A 16,024-nucleotide genomic window follows, 5' to 3' on the forward strand; every position below is an offset into this window, starting at 1 on the left:
AGTTATTTTTTAGATCCATTCATGCTTTTAGTCTTTTCTTACTATAAACAGTTACAAATAAGTAACTAAACAAGAGACCTGAAATCAGGACTGCTAAAGAAAACAACCATTCCCCTTTTATCAAAACAATTAAAGTAAAAACAGTGGATTGTACGAAAAGAATTATTTTTAGAATAGATTGGAATGCAGCCATTTTGTGCTTTGGGTCAACAGGATATAAATCAATCCAAAGCTTGTTTTGGTGATGATTCCATAAAGGCAGCAGTTGAAATCCAGTTAAATAAATAAACAAAAGTGACAGAACCAATTGCCCCCACCCAAAGGAAATAAAGTACAGGGCTAAAGCACCGATTACAGTAAGACGAATAAAGAGACCAAAATAATCAGAGGCCCTCAGGAACGTTCGTGCAAATAAGTACCGATAGGTATTATTTTGTGAAAAGGAAATTGTATTAATAAATATGTCTAACCATTTTCTTCTCTTCACAGTATCCTTTAATTTCGGAACATCTGTGAATAAATTAGCTAATCGATAAAAAGAAGCCATACGCTTCTCTTCTTGAGCGATTAGTAAATCCCATTTCAAACCCATTTTTTTCGTTCTGACATAAAAGGAATAATAGTAAAATGCCAAAATGAAGGTAAATATTAGGAAGAAAAGTATATTTGCATTGCTAAATAATAAAAAGGAAAAAATTACATTTATGAAATATCGAACAAACATGTCCCATACATAAACCGAGGGCTGAACATAATAGTGAATCCGCCAGTTAACAACAAGGTTCCATGCTTTTATTACCAACAATACCAATAAAAAAATAAAGAACGATTTAAATCCATTTGCACTCACGTGTGCATATATTGGCATCAATACCGCTAACACCATTAATAAAATATATCCTTGAAAAATTAAACTTAATAACCCCGATCGAAAAAAATACCCCTTTAATCTTGTTTCAAGTGGAATCAAAAAAACCTGATCCGCTTCAAGTAAAAAAGTATACACTGGACTGTGTGTTAAAAAGACACCCATAATTAAAGCAATAATAATCGCTGCAGGAAATTCTTGTGATAATGAACTTATCCATTCTTGATAATAAAATGCAGCCGTTCCAATTAGAAATAGCAGGACGACAACTAGATGACCATTTAATATATACCTAAGATAAATTCCAAATTCCTTTAGACGGTGGACAGATCTGTCTTTCCATAGCTTTTTCTCATCAAACATATTTTTCTTCCTTCGTCAATTGAATATATAAATCATCTAATGAAGCCTGCGGCATGGAAAATTGCTTTCTAAGTTCATCAAGAGTCCCCTTTGCCCTAACTTTCCCTTCATGAAGAATCACAAAGGCATCACAGTATTTTTCCGCCGTGGTAAGAATATGAGTTGACATTAATATTCCCGCACCGTTATCTTTCATTTTTTTCATTAAATCAAGCAATGACTGAATCCCAAGCGGGTCAAGACCGACAAAGGGCTCATCCACTATATATAGAGACGGCTGAACCAAGAAAGCACACATAATCATGACTTTTTGTTTCATCCCTTTAGAAAAATGAGCTGGAAACCATTTTAATCTTTTCTCCATACGGAATTCCGTTAATAATTTACCAATCCTTGAATTATATGTATTCTCATCTAACCCGTAGGCCATTGCTGTTAATCTCAGGTGCTCCTCGAGGGTGAGTTCTTCGTATAAAACGGGTGTTTCCGGTACAAAAGTAAACATTTTTCGATAAGCTTCTTTATCTTCCGTAATCGAACTTCCATTTATTTTTACTTCGCCACGATGCGGTTCCATTAAACCGATAATGTGTTTAATGGTCGTACTTTTCCCTGCACCATTCAGGCCAATTAATCCAACCAATTCTTTTTCATTTACTTCAAAAGATACATCTTTTAGAACTGGGTTTCTAGTATATCCTCCTGTAAGGCTTTCGATTGATAATAAAGACATGAGTTACGTCCTTTCTGTTACATGATTATCTTCCATTTTACCAAATCATTATGGATAAAAATAGGAATTCAAATTTTTGATGTTTTTTTGTATATTCTTCTTCAAAAGGGTTATCATAATATTCGAAGGGGAAACACCTACTCGATGAAGTGATTCATCAAAAATTTGAAATGAGGTGTCTGTCAAAGACATTTAACTTTTCAAACATGCAGCTTCTAAACGTTTCAAATAAGGGGATGGTTGTTTTGCACAAGTTGCCTTGTAACCATTTAGAGTTCAAATAACACCAGCTATTTATCAAAAAAATAAATGAGGTGTTTACCGCAGATTATCATCCGTTTTTATAAGTTGGGAAAACTATAAAAACACATAGGGGATGGTCAGCTTGAACAAAGATTACTGTTTATAAAAAACACTAAATTGTCAAATGAGGTGTTTATCAAACGTAATTCCTGAATGAACGTATAAAATGAAGCAATTCCCCTTCGAGAGGGCAGGATTCCATGCGGATCCTGTCTCTTTCTTTTTCTTAAACTAATACATATGGTAAAATACGGATATAAAAATTAGTAAGGAGTTGTTAATTAAATGAGTGATTGTATTTTTTGTAAAATTGTTAATGGTGATATTCCCTCAGCAAAAGTATTTGAAAATGAACATGTTTTAGCCTTTCTCGATATCAGTCAGGTTACAAAAGGACATACACTAGTCATACCAAAAATACATAAAGAGAATTTGTATGAACTAACTCCTGACATCGCGAATAACCTCTTCGCATCTGTTCCGGCAATTGCAAAGGCATTAAAAAGTGAATATGAACCACTCGGACTTAACCTAGTAAATAATAACGGCGAACACGCTGGTCAGACGGTATTTCATTTCCATATGCACTTAATACCACGCTATGGAAAAGGAGATGGATTTGGTGCTGTTTGGAAGACCAATACGAGTGATTATTCTCCAGAAACACTAAAAGAAATGGCAGATAAGATCAGTAAGCATATTTAAAGAAAAACTTAAATTATCTGAAAATTATTTCTTTATTATTTTTATATACCTGTGCTATAATGATAACAAGTTTTTCGCTGTAGGCATTAGCGCACTACAGGAGGAACTAATAGCTTAGTCAGCAGAGGAGAGTTGAGAAATGAATACAAAAAATCTAGTAGTCCTATCACTTTTAGCCGGAATTGGGGTCGTTTTGCACACGGTAATGCCAGCCTTTCTTACCATTAAACCAGATATGATGCTGGCCATGATGTTTTTAGGAATTATTCTTATTCCTGAAATAAAAAGTGTTATGTTATTATCAATTGTGACAGGAGGGTTATCTGCCTTAACAACAGGTTTTCCTGGCGGTCAACTTCCAAATATCATTGATAAGCCTATAACTGCCTTAATCTTTTTTGGTTTATTTTTGGCATTAAAGAAACACCGTAATTCTATTATAAGTGTTGCAGTCTTAACTGCTGTAGGGACATTAGTTTCAGGCTCTGTCTTTTTAGGGGCAGCACATTTTATTGTTGGCCTGCCAAGTTCTTTCACTGTACTTTTTGCTGCAGGCGTCTTACCTGCGATTGCATTAAATACAATTATTATGGTTATTTTGTATCCAGTTGCACTCTCAATAGTGAAAAGAACGAAGTTGCAATCATCCGTTGTCATTTCCAAATAACGCAGGAGAAAAGAACCTCAGCAAGGTTCTTTTCTTTCTATAAATATCTTATACCCATGATCAAAAGCTTGATAATATGATGGTCACAATTAACAATATACCTCCGCCGCCTGCCAAGGCTGCAGCACGTTTTTTCAAAACTTTTTTAGGTGGATAAAACCCTGGTCTTTTAACGGCTAACGCATGCCATATCCCACCGGCAATGGACAATACACTTAGGAAAAATAGAAGTGAAATTACGCTTTTCATATAATACCCCCTATCGACGCACCAAAAGTTGATACTATCATTCTTATGTTTTACTGTCCTTACCTATGTAGAATATTCAAAAAGTTGGAATTATTAAGAGAATAACCTTAAAATAAAGATGAAATATTTTAATAATTTCGTACTTTGAGTAAAAATCATTAATTACAAGTAGAAAAAAACGTAATTTCTAAAAATTTTGTGAATTTACATCTTTATTAATTTTTATTTTATTGGCATAATGTTAATAGAGAAATAAAAAAGTAGGTGAAATTGGGGATGACGGAGAAACAGTATTCAATGAAAGAAGCGATGCTATTCAGCCAACGGATTGCACAATTAAGTAAAGCTTTGTGGAAATCGATTGAGAAGGATTGGCAGCAATGGATAAAACCCTTTGATTTAAATATTAATGAACATCATATCCTATGGATTGCATATCATTTAAATGGAGCATCCATTTCAGATGTGGCAAAGTTTGGAGTCATGCATGTCTCTACAGCGTTCAATTTTTCAAAAAAGTTAGAAGAAAGAGGCCTGCTTCAATTTTCAAAGAAAGAGAATGATAAACGGAATACGTATATCCAGCTTACCCCTGAAGGTGAAGATATCTTTCTCAGGATAATGGAGTCTTATCAGCCAACTGGTAATGCAGCATATGCAGGAGCCTTGCCATTAAGAGATTTATATGGAAAATTTCCGGATATTATTGAAATGATGGCAATTGTTCGTAATATTTATGGTGATGACTTTATGGAGATCTTCGAGCGTTCTTTCCATAATATCGAGACAGAATTTAACGAGGATGATGGTAAACTCAAGAAGTCAGAGAAAGAACAAGAACTTTCATAATGATTATAGACATTTTTGAAACTCTCTAAAAAGAGGTTCATATAGTCGTTGATTTACACAGGATTGAACTACTTCCTTCGCGTCAAATTTTGCAGGCAGCGAATATAGAAACTCATTGAAAAGCGGATGAAAATTTACAAACCCCTCCGCTTTTTGTTCTTCCATCTTTTTGTTCAAATCCTCACAAAGTTTGTTGAATTCTTGTACTTCAAGTTCTGATATTCCATTTTCGATGACCAATCTATAGAATTCGAGATTAGGGGCAGATAACATTTTTAACAGTAACCTTTGATGGTATTCAAGGAGATTCACCTTAGATTGTAATTCAAAATATTTATCCATATATAACAACCTCCAAACATTTTTTACGTTTCTTATGTTCATTATTTACCTTTTTTAGGCAGAGGTAAACCTTTTTCTTAAGTAGGTACAATTTCAAATTTTTTCCTACTTTTCTACCATTCCTTTTAACTATCTTTTTTTGTGAATTTTTGATAATGTATTAAACATAAATTGAACATCAGGGAGGGAATCGGCGGGTGATCTCCATATTTATTGTCTTAGCTGTTTTTATTTTATATTATGTAAACAAAATGACCAATTCCCTTTGTATTCAAAAAGAAATCCCAGAGGAACGTCAGCACAAAGTGTTTCGGACAATTAATGTACTTGTCACGATATTACTCATATCATCCTATGTAGAAATTTTGTATACATAGGCTAATAGTAATGTTTCTAAAAAATAGAAGCGATGAGAAAATTCTCATCGCTTTTACATGTTTTTTTGCATGTTAGATGTTAGAGCCAAGAAGCCCCAATAATTATTAACAGGATGAAAAGAACTACGATTAACGCAAATCCTCCACCGTGGAATCCAGTACCAGACACACAATTCTCCCCTTTCTTAAATGGTAAAGCTGTTGTCTGCATCAGGTGTTACCCTTTAATTAAAACCAAGATGCTCCAACAATAATCAATAGAATGAATAGGACTACAATCAATGCAAATCCTGCTCCGTATCCGTGTCCACCACTCATCGTAATACCTCCTTTATGATTTTCTACGATATACTATTCAAGCTGTATTCATTTCGACTAGGCGCTTACCTTATTTCTTATGAAAAAGTCCAGCTTTTTCATTTTGGGTAGTAATCCATTTAGAATTAACGCTTCTCTGATGGTCAGTTGAATAGATATTTTTTCTTACACGGTATTGTATGTACATATTCGAATTTCGCACTAGGTAAATGCCCATAATAATGAAAACAAATACGCGAAAATTTTTTGCAGGTGTTACCATTTATGTTATAGTATAGTTTGTGGACAAAAACCCACAAGAAACTACTGTTTAGGAGAGGTTCCTCATGAAAAAATGGATGTTAGCCCTTACATTAGCTGGCGGGGTTATTGCCTTAAGCGCGTGTAATCAAAATGGTTCTACTGTGGCAGAAAGCAATGCCGGTGATATTACACAGGAAGAGCTTTATGAAGCAATGAAGGAAAAGGTGGGTTCACAAGCATTACAACAGCTTGTTTATGAAAAAGTCCTATCTGAGAAATACGAAGTAACCGACAAAGAATTGGATGCAAAGGTTGATGAATTAAAAGAACAGCTTGGAGAAAATTTTGAAGCGGCACTTGCACAATACGGTTATGCAAATGAAGAAGACTTTAAAGAGACAATGAAACTTGGAATGTTGCAAGAAAAGGCTGCAATGAAGTCAATTAAAGTAACAGATAAAGAAGTAAAAGAATACTACGATAACTATAAGCCTGATATTAAGGCTCGTCATATTCTTGTTGCCGATGAAAAGACTGCGTTAGAAGTGAAGCAAAAGCTTGACGCTGGAGAGAAATTTGAAGACGTTAGCAATACGTATTCTACTGATGAAGCGGCTAAGCAGGCTGGCGGTGACTTAGGCTGGTTTGGTCCTGAAGCACAAATGGATCCTGACTTCTTAAAAGCAGCATTCGCACTAAAGGTAAATGAAATCAGTGCACCAGTTAAAAGCTCGTTTGGTTATCATATTATTGAAGTTACTGAAGCAAAAGAGAAAAAGTCATTTGAGGATATGAAAGACCAAATGGAAAAGGAATTAAAATCTTCAAAATTAACCAATGAGAAGATTAACGAAATTATGCAAAAAGAAATTAAGGATGCAAAAGTAAAAATAAGCGATAAAGATTTAAAAAATGCACTTGATCCAGCACCTGCGGCTCCGGCTCAGTAAGAGAAGCAAAGAAGGAACTCCTTGGAGTCCCTTCTTTTTTTATTCCGCTGTTACTCTTTCACCTTCGCGTCTTTCTTTTTCCTGTTCTAAACGGTTTAGATAAATCTCTCCCTCTTTTTCAATATTTTCCATTTCCAACATTCGCTCTTCTCTGCCTGTTTTGATGGCCATCAAGGCACTTATCACAATACCAACCACGACTGCATATACCCAAATAGGAATAGTCATTTATTTTTGCTCCCTTCGTAAGTGGTTGTCCACTTTTTATACAACATATTCGAGTTATCAATAAATATTCATCTGAACAAAAAAAATAACCCGGCTGGGTTATTTTATTTATGAAATATCGGTTTATAAAATGAACGATTTTCTAAGGCGTATACTCGTTCAGTAAATTCTCCTGGTTTTACTCTTTCTAATGCACGATCGAGCATATTCATCTTTGCGTCTAGATTATCGATATAATGGAGAATTTCTGCTTCTTTAATTAATGGCGGCTTTGGACTTCCCCACTCTGCCTTTCCATGATGGCTTAACACTAGATGTTGAAGAATTAATACTTCCTCACCCGAGATTCCGAGCTCTTGTGCAGCTTTACCGATTTCATTCACCATTATGGTAATATGACCGAGCAGATTTCCTTCAACTGTATACACAGTGGATATTGGTCCTGACAATTCTACCACTTTCCCCATGTCATGCAAAATCACGCCTGCATAAAGTAAATCCTTATCAAGACTTGGGTAAAGAGTGGCAATGGATTTCGCTAAATCCAGCATACTGACCACGTGATAGACTAGCCCTGATACAAATTCATGATGGTTCTTCGTGGCTGCAGGGTACTCTAAAAAAGCCTGTTGGTGTTTTTTCAATAAGTGACGGGTAATTCTTTGGATGTTTGGGTTTTTCATGTCAAAAATATATTGTGTCAGTTTACTATTCATGTCCTCTTGACTTAATGGAGCCGTTTCTAAAAAATCTTCCAGTTTTACTGAATCACTAGGTCCAGTTCTTCGAATCTGTCTAATTTTCAACTGACTCTTCCCGCGATAATTATGAATATCACCGATAACTTTAACGATTTTTTGGGCGGTGTAATTCTTTTCATCCTCTTCACTAGCATCCCAAAGCTTTGCTTCGATATCGCCGCTTTGATCCTGAAGGATAAGCGTTAAGAATGGCTTACCATTACTGGCAATCCCCTTTGTGGCGCTTTTTATCAGTAAATATAGATCAACCTGTACTCCAAAGTCATAATCTAGTATTCCTTTATTCATCTTTTCTTGCTCCCTCCCGATAGTAAAAGTATAGCACCTATCTCTATGAAATTACTTCAACATTTCCCTTATGGAGAAAATGGACTTTTTCTGTTTGAAAAAACAGAAGTAAATGAGCATGACAGGTAAAAAATAAGATTTGGTTATGTTTAAGTGTTGTTAAAAGCTCCATTACCTTTTTGGTTCTATTTTCATCAAAATTCACAAAGCTATCATCAATAATAATCGGAAATTGATATTTTTCGTAAAGTGTGACCGCAAGCGCCAGTCTTATAGAAACATATACCTGTTCTGTAGTAGCTTGACTTAACTCGTTTGCTTCGAATAAAGTGTGGTCGTCCCTTTCAATCAGAAACCCAGACCCAGACTTTTGCAGGTGAATGCGGCAGTAATGCTTGTCTGTCAGATAGGATAAATACTCCTCTGCTTTTGCAAGCATTCTTGGAAGATGACCGTTTTTATACTTCTCGACCGTTTGCGATAAAATGTCCTGCGCCAAACTATAACCTGCCCATTCCTTTGCTGCTTCTTCTAACTCAAACTTTTTCTGCTTAAATTGGTGAAGAAGCTCAGAGTAGGACCCTCCCTCTTCAAGAATCTGAATCTGGTAGTTTGCAGCCGCCAGTTTTTCCTGCCGTTCACTTAATTGAACCGATAATAGATCCAGCTCGTTACGATATTTGCTCACCAATTCGTCGGTATTATGAATTTGCAGGAATCTATCAAGGTCCGATTCCTCTAGGAATGTGTAACATAACTGTTTATTTATATCAGCCTGCCGTTCCATCAGTCTAGACTTCTCTTCAACTTTATTCCCGAGCTCATAGAATGCCTCTTCTACTTCGACTTCGGCTTCATTAAGAAGCTTTGTCCTTTCTAAAATCAAATGGGCCTGCTCCTGTTTTAACTGGTTTAAGTCTGCCTCCAGGTCACCAAGCTTCCCAAGCTTTTCATCACTTTTAATTAACTTTCCTTGTTCTTCTTTAAGTTTGTTTCGTAATTGATAAGCGATTTTTGACAGATCAGACTCTTGATTTGCCAGGTATTCTTGTGAAAAATAAGAAAGTTTATCTATAATACCTGCCTGCTCAAGTTTAATATCTTTCAATCTAGCATGCAAATTCCTTTTTTCTCTTCCCACTAGTTTATATTGTTCAATCAGTTGAAATGCTTCAAGAAGAAAGGTGTCGGCAATATATTCAGGGATGTTGAGTTCACTAGATAATTTTTGTAAGAGGTCTTTATTTTCTGCAGCTTCCTTTTCCCAGTCTTCAAATTTCCTAATCACTTTATCGTATTGCATCTGTTGTTGTTCAAGTTTAATTTTTAATAGCTGCAGCTGCTCTCTCACCCGATTATCCTGGTTCAATCTTTCCTGAATCACTGGGATATTACTTTTGGAAAGATCCTTAAGTTTTTGCAGCAATGCTTTTTCTTTTTCTAACAGCTGACCGAGGGCCATATTAACAGTGTGATCATTTTTTGGCCTTAGGTTTTTGCTTAAAAACACACCAATTAATATACTGCCAATTACACCAATAACCAGCAGCCCCCACTGCCTTGTATACAATCCATATAGTGATAAAACAAGCAGCAGCACACCGATTGTCAGGAACTGCACTTGTTTTTGCTTATTAATTTTTGCAAATGTCTTCTTGTCCTGTTCATTGGAATGGTGATAATATTCTATTTTATCCTGGACTGCATTCAATTCTAACTCTACATTCCTCTTTTCATGATCATCATTAACCACTGCTTCGAGGCTCGCTCTATCAATATCAGAAATGATTTGCGTTTTCGCTGAAGAGATCTTTGCCTTTAACTCTTCAAGCGTATTCTTTTCCTCAAGGAATTTCTCCTCGAGTTCCTGTTTGACTTCTAAAAGTCTTTGCTTTTTTCGAGATACTTGTTCAACCTGATTTTTCATATAAATGTTTGTATTGATGGTTAGAACTTCTTCTTCATTTAATGGCAGGTGAAGTTTTTCCTTTAACGAAGTAATCTTTTCTTCTAGAAGGTCTAATTTCAGTTCACATTGCTGCTTTTCATGCGTCAGCTGTTCATAGAGGGGTATCTGCTCAATTGCAGCAAGAATCTGAGGCTCATCCTCTATTAATTTTGTTTGTGTCTTAATGGAAGCTATCTCTACTTTTAATAGAGTGATTCTTTCTTCTATGCTGGAAATTTGAGCATTGTAAGGAAGGATTAACCCATTTAATTTATCTAATCGCTCCATTCCTCTTGCCGGAAATGTAAAATCACCCAATCTCCTTATTTCTGAGCTTATCCATCTTTCCTCTTTGACGAGGGAATGAATTTTCTGCCATTCATTTAATTTATCTACTTCTTTTTTTACTTCCTGCAGTGAATGGTTTATATCCATTATTTCTTGATTGATTGCGTCTCTTTCTGAGATTAAAGCTTCGTAGCCTTGATTTTTAGCCGCAGCTTTCTTTAGGTCACTGCTAAGCTCGTGAATAGCCTTTAGTTTTTCATTGATCTCAGGTTTCTTGCCGCTCGGTTTAAAACGGGCATCTAATTCCTTCTGAAGTTCTGCCTCAGTCTTTGCTAGCCTTTCAGTTCCGAGCGTACCTGTGGAAAATAAAAATTTGCCCAATTCCTCCCCTTTCATTTGGTGAATGTTTTGCAAGCCATGGATATTAAATGAAAAAATAGCTTGGTATAATCCCTTGTCCATATTTCCGAGAAGCTGCTTGAGAAGGAGCTCCTCACCCGTTGTTCCATCTTCCAATGATACCGTAACGTCCCCCGCTGCCCTGCCTCTAACCCTCTCAATCGTTACAAGGCCAACTTCGTCGAAGAATATCCTTAACTTACCGCCGTAATTAGACCCATTTTTCGGCTCATAACGCAGTTCTGTGGATTGCTTTAAAGGGAATCCAAATAGAATTCCATGTATAAATGACATTATCGTGGATTTTCCTGCTTCATTCTCACCATAGAACACTTGAAAATCAGACAGGTCCTTGATGACCACATTATTTAGCTGACCATAGCCATATATATGTATCTCTTTGATTTTCAATCCATCATCCCCTTTTTACTATTGATATAATAATCCGATTAATAGTTTCTCAGCCTTATCCAATAATTCCTTCTGTTCGCTTTGTGTTAACCCGCTTAAATACTTGCGTCCCACTTGATGTTCGTATAAAGGTGCGATTGCCTGATCAAGGTTTTGGTAATCATCGATGGCGGCAAACAGCTCTGCGTAAAAATCCGCCTCACCTATAAGATGATTTCTATCCAGAGGCTGTGAGTTCTGTACAGTTAAGTCTACCAGCCAGACAAATGATTCTTCATCATTTTCATCGTCCATCAGTAATTCCAGCAATTCTCCATCCAAGGTCCGTTTATCTTGGATATCGTCTAATTGAACATTTTGTAAGTTGAGAGTCAGCAATGTACCGATACGGGGTTTACGCAATCGTTCAATTGCTAATCGGCATAACTGAAGAATATCTTGAAAACTATTGGCGGGAGAAGCATCAAAAGAGACTTCTTCCCAAACCACGTCTGATGTTTCGATAAACGCCTTAATGGTTTCAAATTCATTTAAGGTTACATGGTAGCACCCTTTTATACCTGTCTCTTTTTTATTTCGTCCCTGAAGGTTTCCCGGGTAAATAATCGGAGGATGTTCTGATAGAATCTTCCGTTTATGAATATGACCTAATGCCCAATAATCAAATTGTTTCTCATAAAGGTCTTTAATGGTAAAGGGAGCATAATTATCATGGTCCGTTCCTCCACCTTCATTCCCATGAAGAATACCAATATGAAAATCTGCTGAATCTTGTTTTTGATAGTCATCAACTTTTTTATCAAGAATATGCCGCTGGATATAACTAAAACCATAAAGATGAACAGTTTCGCCGCGTTTGGTATGGAGTACCTTCCATTCAACATCACTGCCAAAAATATGAACGTTTGCGGGCATGTCAAGGTGTACCCATGAACCATTTAAATGATCATGGTTGCCATGAATAACAAATACAGGGATATCCTTTTGTGCAAGCTTCTGCATTTCATTCCGGAAACGTGATTGTGCACGTAAGCTTCTGTCCTCACCATCATATAAATCTCCGGCTATAATTACAAAGTCAACGTTATGTTCAATAGCAGCTGCGCTCAGCCTTTCTAAAGCTGCGAATGTACTCTCTCTCACTCTGGAAAGGATGTTAGCTGGCAAATGCTTTAAGCCAACCATAGGACTGTCCAAATGCAGGTCTGCAGCATGTATAAATGATATCTGTTTCATATAAATCTCCTTTGGAGTGAGTTTTCCTTTATTGTAACACCTTAAAAAAGCGAATGCACGTTCTGAAAGTAAATATTAAAAGAGCTTTGTCTTTTTTGACAAAGCCCTTCACATATCTATTCCTTTTTTGTTAATTGCAAAGCCTTTTTAATATCCTTAAAGGAATTTGATTTCCCGTACATTAATACTCCACCTCGGTAAACCCGTGCGCCAAATACCGCTAAAATAACGATAGTACCTGCCAGGATGGAGATTCCTAATACAGATTCCCAAATTGGGATATTCAGCATTCCTACACGCAAAAACATAATCATTGGGGTGAAAAATGGTATATAGGAAGTTATGACGATAAAAGGTGAGTCCGGCTGCCCCAGCCCAAACATTGCAATCATAAATCCTGCTACAACCAGCAAAGTCATAGGTGTGATCATTTGCTGTACATCCTCTATCCTGCTGACTAGAGAGCCTAAAAAGGCAGCAAGCGTAGCATAAAGGAAATAGCCAAGGATAAAGAATATGACGGCATAAGCAATCGTTGATATTGATACGTTACCAAATCCAAATGCATCAAAAAAGCCGCCTTCTAGTGAAGACAAATTCCTTTTTATTGAGAAATAACCTACTGATAATAGTACCGCGAGCTGCGTTAAGCTTAACAGACCTATCCCCAGTATTTTTGCAAACATCTGCTTGATAGGGGATACGCTGGAGATTAGGATTTCCATTACTCTCGATGACTTTTCAGTAGCCACTTCCATTGCAATCATACTAGCATACATAATAACGGCAAAATAGATAACAAACAGCAGGACATAAACAAGTCCTCTAGCCTGGTTTAATTCTTCTTCTGTTTTTGCATTTTCTTCAAGAGCCACTTTATCGAACGTGACTGGTTCATATAACTGTTGAAGCTGTTCAGGTGTTAAACTAATTTTTGATGCTGCAAGCATGGTTTTCAACTGCTGAAGTCCAGCCTGAAGATCAGTAAATATATTTGAATCAGCAACACTCATTGCTTTATATGTAGCTTCAGGTAATTGCTCTTCATCATAACGAAGCTGGACAAATCCTGTATATTCTCCTTCTTCCACTGCCTTTTCAGCCTCTTTTTCAGTGCCGTCAAACTCTTTCAGTGATAGGTTTTTATTTAGTGCACTCATTTGTTCTTTAAGCGGTGCATAGAGCTGCCCTGTTTCATCTAACACAGCAACCTTTTCTTTATCACCGCCTTTATCGAAAACTTCAATGATATTACTCATGTTGGTTAACCCTAAAGTAATAACTACAGTTAACAATGTGGTGATAATAAAGGATTTTGTTTTTAATTTATTTAGATAAGTATGGGATAAAATAATCCAAAATTTATTCATAGGAATCGCCCACTTTCTCGATAAAAATATCATTTAAAGAAGGCTCTTCAAGGTCAAATTTCCTGATGAATCCCTTGTTTACGATCTCTTTAAGTATCTTTTCAGCAACATATTCCGCATCGATTTGAAGATGAATTCCCTCAGTAGTCGATTTAGCTTTGACTACCCCTGGATAATTCCCCAGAAATCCCAATGGAAAATCAGCATGAATAACCAGGTTCTTTTTACCAAAGGCACGTTTAATTTCTTTTAATGAACCGTGAACAACTGGTGCTCCTTTATGCATGATACAGAGATGTTCACACATCTCTTCAACATGATGCATTTGATGGCTTGAAAATACAATTGTTGTTCCCTTTTCCTTTAATGAGAGAACTGCCTCTTTAAGCAATTCAACGTTTACTGGATCCAAACCGCTGAATGGCTCATCGAGTATCAATAATTTTGGTTTATGTATGACTGCCGCAATGAATTGTATTTTCTGTTGGTTTCCCTTTGATAGCTCTTCTACCTTCTTATTTTCATATTCTGGGACTTTAAATTTCTCCAGCCAATATTTTAATTCGGAAACTGCCTCACTTTTTGGCATTCCTCTTAATCTTGCAAGGTAGACAATTTGCTCCCCAACCTTTAACTTTGGGTATAAACCCCTTTCTTCAGGGAGATATCCCACTAAATGACTTGTAGAATAATTGATTGGCTTCCCATCCCAGGTAATCCTTCCATCGCTAGAATCCAACAGCCCTAAGATCATTCGAAATGTAGTTGTCTTCCCGGCACCGTTAGCTCCTAAAAATCCAAACATTTCTTTATCTGGTATAGCAATGGATAAATCGTTAACAGCCGTAAAATCTCCAAATCGTTTTGTCACATGTTCAAGTTTTAAAACCATACAAATTCCCCCTCACAGAGTTACTACGATATTCCTCTAAAAAAGTTTCATTTTTGCAAAAAAACAAGAATTGTGCAAATATTATAATATCAATATTGAAAGCAGGGAGGATATTGCATGAAAACTTACAAATTAACTGCCTTTGAAAAAAACGGTGAAAAAATAGTAGATGAAGCGTTTCAAGCTGAACATGATGATGCAGCAAAAGAATTAGCAGAAAAACTGTTAGCAGAAAAGAATTTACTAGATAAAACACATCGGTGTACATCTCCAAGCGGAAAGCTATTGCTGTTCCACTCATAATTTGAAGAAAGAAAAAAGAAGCAAAAATGCTTCTTTTTTTCTTGTTACTTTCCGATAAACTTAGGTGTTCTCTTTTCAATAAATGCTCGAATTCCTTCTTGGTGGTCGAAGGTCCGGCGCATTTTTAATTGCCCTTGTTTTTCTAGTTCTAATATTTTTAACAGCTGCGGGCGGTTACTATCTGCTAATATTTTTTTCGTTTTTATCATGGCCTGTACCGGACGTTTCAGCCAATCAGAGATTCTAGCTTCCAAACTTTCTTGCAGATTATCGGTAACTTCTTGGATCAGCCCTAATTCTAAAGCTTCCGCTGCACTCATCATCTTCCCGTCCCATATAACCTGCTTTGCCTTAAGTTCTCCCAATTTCTTTTCTAAAAAGTAATGTGCACCGCCGTCTGGTATTAACCCGATCCCAATGAAATTCATTGCTAATTTGCTCTTACTATCAGCAATAATGTAATCCGCAGCTAATGCGAGGCTTAACCCAAGACCTGCGGCCGCACCATTGACTGCGCTTATTGTTAATTTTGGGATACTATAAAGCGTAATCACTAATTCACTAATACAATCCATAACAGGGAAGAATTCGGTTTCACTTAGGTCTGAGAGCATTGTTTTGATATCGCCGCCTGCCGAGAAAGCCCTGCCATTACCTGTCAATACAATGACATCAATATCATCCGATTCAGATATTTCTTTTAGTTTAGAAACTAACCCCTTTATCATTTCCAAATCGAGTGCATTTAATGCTTCAGGTCTATTCATCTCCACTGTTGCAACCCGGCCATTTACTCTCACTTTTACCTTATCTGTTACAAAATTAATACTCACCCTGCACGCCTCCCATAACTTTATTCAACTCTATTATAGCTTGAAATAGTAAGATAAAGAATAAATTTTCATAATATATGGAATTTTCACTACCCTATTC

At 36.4% G+C, this 16,024-nt stretch carries 19 protein-coding genes; 6 read left to right on the forward strand and 13 right to left on the reverse strand.

What is annotated here, in order from left to right; genetic code table 11:
- Window positions 1-19 precede the first annotated feature (19 nt).
- Both H0184_RS03290 and H0184_RS03295 read right to left on the reverse strand, forming a co-directional pair.
- A complete protein-coding gene (locus H0184_RS03290) occupies window positions 20-1,231 on the reverse strand; it encodes an ABC transporter permease (protein WP_221820820.1) in 1,212 nt (403 codons plus the stop codon).
- Window positions 1,224-1,964: an ABC transporter ATP-binding protein gene (locus tag H0184_RS03295; protein WP_221820822.1), complete on the reverse strand. Its 741-nt coding sequence runs from the start codon at window positions 1,962-1,964 to the stop codon at window positions 1,224-1,226. Before H0184_RS03295 ends, H0184_RS03290 begins: the two co-directional genes overlap by 8 nt.
- A gap of 588 nt (window positions 1,965-2,552) precedes the next feature.
- On the opposite strand from H0184_RS03295, the gene H0184_RS03300 reads away from it, so the two are divergent.
- Entirely contained in the window at window positions 2,553-2,972 is a 420-nt protein-coding gene (locus tag H0184_RS03300; protein ID WP_221820823.1) for an HIT family protein, read from the forward strand.
- Between the two features lie 139 nt (window positions 2,973-3,111).
- Window positions 3,112-3,639, forward strand: coding sequence for a tryptophan transporter (locus tag H0184_RS03305; protein ID WP_221820825.1), 528 nt, complete (start codon window positions 3,112-3,114; stop codon window positions 3,637-3,639).
- A 60-nt stretch (window positions 3,640-3,699) separates the two neighbouring features.
- Here the strand turns inward: H0184_RS03305 and H0184_RS03310 are convergent, their stop codons facing one another.
- Window positions 3,700-3,888, reverse strand: a complete 189-nt coding sequence (locus tag H0184_RS03310; protein ID WP_221820827.1) for a hypothetical protein — start codon at window positions 3,886-3,888, stop codon at window positions 3,700-3,702.
- A gap of 276 nt (window positions 3,889-4,164) precedes the next feature.
- Between H0184_RS03310 and H0184_RS03315 the strand changes: the two genes are divergently transcribed.
- Window positions 4,165-4,737, forward strand: a complete 573-nt coding sequence (locus H0184_RS03315) for an HTH-type transcriptional regulator Hpr (protein ID WP_221820829.1) — start codon at window positions 4,165-4,167, stop codon at window positions 4,735-4,737.
- A 3-nt stretch (window positions 4,738-4,740) separates the two neighbouring features.
- On the opposite strand, the gene H0184_RS03320 is transcribed toward H0184_RS03315, so the two are convergent.
- Window positions 4,741-5,079: a DUF1878 family protein gene (locus tag H0184_RS03320; protein WP_221820831.1), complete on the reverse strand. Its 339-nt coding sequence runs from the start codon at window positions 5,077-5,079 to the stop codon at window positions 4,741-4,743.
- Between the two features lie 197 nt (window positions 5,080-5,276).
- Here H0184_RS03320 and H0184_RS27560 point away from each other — a divergent pair, with 197 nt between their 5' ends.
- Window positions 5,277-5,456 carry a hypothetical protein gene (locus H0184_RS27560; protein ID WP_313771706.1) on the forward strand — a complete coding sequence of 60 codons (180 nt, stop codon included), beginning with the start codon at window positions 5,277-5,279 and terminating at the stop codon, window positions 5,454-5,456.
- 79 nt (window positions 5,457-5,535) lie between these two features.
- Here the strand turns inward: H0184_RS27560 and H0184_RS03325 are convergent, their stop codons facing one another.
- Both H0184_RS03325 and H0184_RS03330 read right to left on the reverse strand, forming a co-directional pair.
- Entirely contained in the window at window positions 5,536-5,667 is a 132-nt protein-coding gene (locus H0184_RS03325; protein ID WP_218781143.1) for a YjcZ family sporulation protein, read from the reverse strand.
- A gap of 17 nt (window positions 5,668-5,684) precedes the next feature.
- Window positions 5,685-5,774 (reverse strand): YjcZ family sporulation protein, encoded by a 90-nt coding sequence (locus H0184_RS03330; protein ID WP_179158254.1) that lies wholly within the window; start codon window positions 5,772-5,774, stop codon window positions 5,685-5,687.
- 326 nt (window positions 5,775-6,100) lie between these two features.
- Here H0184_RS03330 and H0184_RS03335 point away from each other — a divergent pair, with 326 nt between their 5' ends.
- Window positions 6,101-6,967 (forward strand): peptidylprolyl isomerase, encoded by an 867-nt coding sequence (locus H0184_RS03335; protein WP_221820833.1) that lies wholly within the window; start codon window positions 6,101-6,103, stop codon window positions 6,965-6,967.
- A gap of 39 nt (window positions 6,968-7,006) precedes the next feature.
- On the opposite strand, the gene H0184_RS03340 is transcribed toward H0184_RS03335, so the two are convergent.
- The 6 genes from H0184_RS03340 to H0184_RS03365 all read right to left on the reverse strand — a co-directional run bounded on the left by H0184_RS03340 (window position 7,007) and on the right by H0184_RS03365 (window position 14,788).
- Window positions 7,007-7,195 (reverse strand): sporulation YhaL family protein, encoded by a 189-nt coding sequence (locus H0184_RS03340; RefSeq protein ID WP_221820835.1) that lies wholly within the window; start codon window positions 7,193-7,195, stop codon window positions 7,007-7,009.
- A gap of 104 nt (window positions 7,196-7,299) precedes the next feature.
- The gene (yhaM, locus tag H0184_RS03345; protein WP_221820837.1) at window positions 7,300-8,244 is read right to left on the reverse strand and encodes a 3'-5' exoribonuclease YhaM; all 945 of its coding nucleotides are present in this window, start codon (window positions 8,242-8,244) and stop codon (window positions 7,300-7,302) included.
- Window positions 8,245-8,287: 43 nt separating this feature from the next.
- Window positions 8,288-11,290, reverse strand: a complete 3,003-nt coding sequence (locus H0184_RS03350; protein WP_221820839.1) for an ATP-binding protein — start codon at window positions 11,288-11,290, stop codon at window positions 8,288-8,290.
- Window positions 11,291-11,308: 18 nt separating this feature from the next.
- The gene (locus H0184_RS03355; protein ID WP_221820897.1) at window positions 11,309-12,526 is read right to left on the reverse strand and encodes a metallophosphoesterase family protein; all 1,218 of its coding nucleotides are present in this window, start codon (window positions 12,524-12,526) and stop codon (window positions 11,309-11,311) included.
- A gap of 116 nt (window positions 12,527-12,642) precedes the next feature.
- Window positions 12,643-13,896 (reverse strand): ABC transporter permease, encoded by a 1,254-nt coding sequence (locus tag H0184_RS03360; protein ID WP_221820899.1) that lies wholly within the window; start codon window positions 13,894-13,896, stop codon window positions 12,643-12,645.
- Window positions 13,889-14,788, reverse strand: a complete 900-nt coding sequence (locus tag H0184_RS03365) for an ABC transporter ATP-binding protein (RefSeq protein WP_221820901.1) — start codon at window positions 14,786-14,788, stop codon at window positions 13,889-13,891. The genes H0184_RS03360 and H0184_RS03365 overlap by 8 nt, the downstream gene beginning before the upstream one ends.
- 117 nt (window positions 14,789-14,905) lie before the next feature.
- On the opposite strand from H0184_RS03365, the gene H0184_RS03370 reads away from it, so the two are divergent.
- Window positions 14,906-15,091 (forward strand): YhzD family protein, encoded by a 186-nt coding sequence (locus H0184_RS03370; RefSeq protein ID WP_221820903.1) that lies wholly within the window; start codon window positions 14,906-14,908, stop codon window positions 15,089-15,091.
- Window positions 15,092-15,135: 44 nt separating this feature from the next.
- Here H0184_RS03370 and H0184_RS03375 read toward each other — a convergent pair whose 3' ends face one another.
- Window positions 15,136-15,924: an enoyl-CoA hydratase gene (locus H0184_RS03375; RefSeq protein ID WP_221820905.1), complete on the reverse strand. Its 789-nt coding sequence runs from the start codon at window positions 15,922-15,924 to the stop codon at window positions 15,136-15,138.
- Window positions 15,925-16,024: the final 100 nt, after the last annotated feature.

The organism is Neobacillus niacini (assembly GCF_019749295.1).
GTDB lineage: Bacteria > Bacillota > Bacilli > Bacillales > Cytobacillaceae > Neobacillus > Neobacillus niacini_D.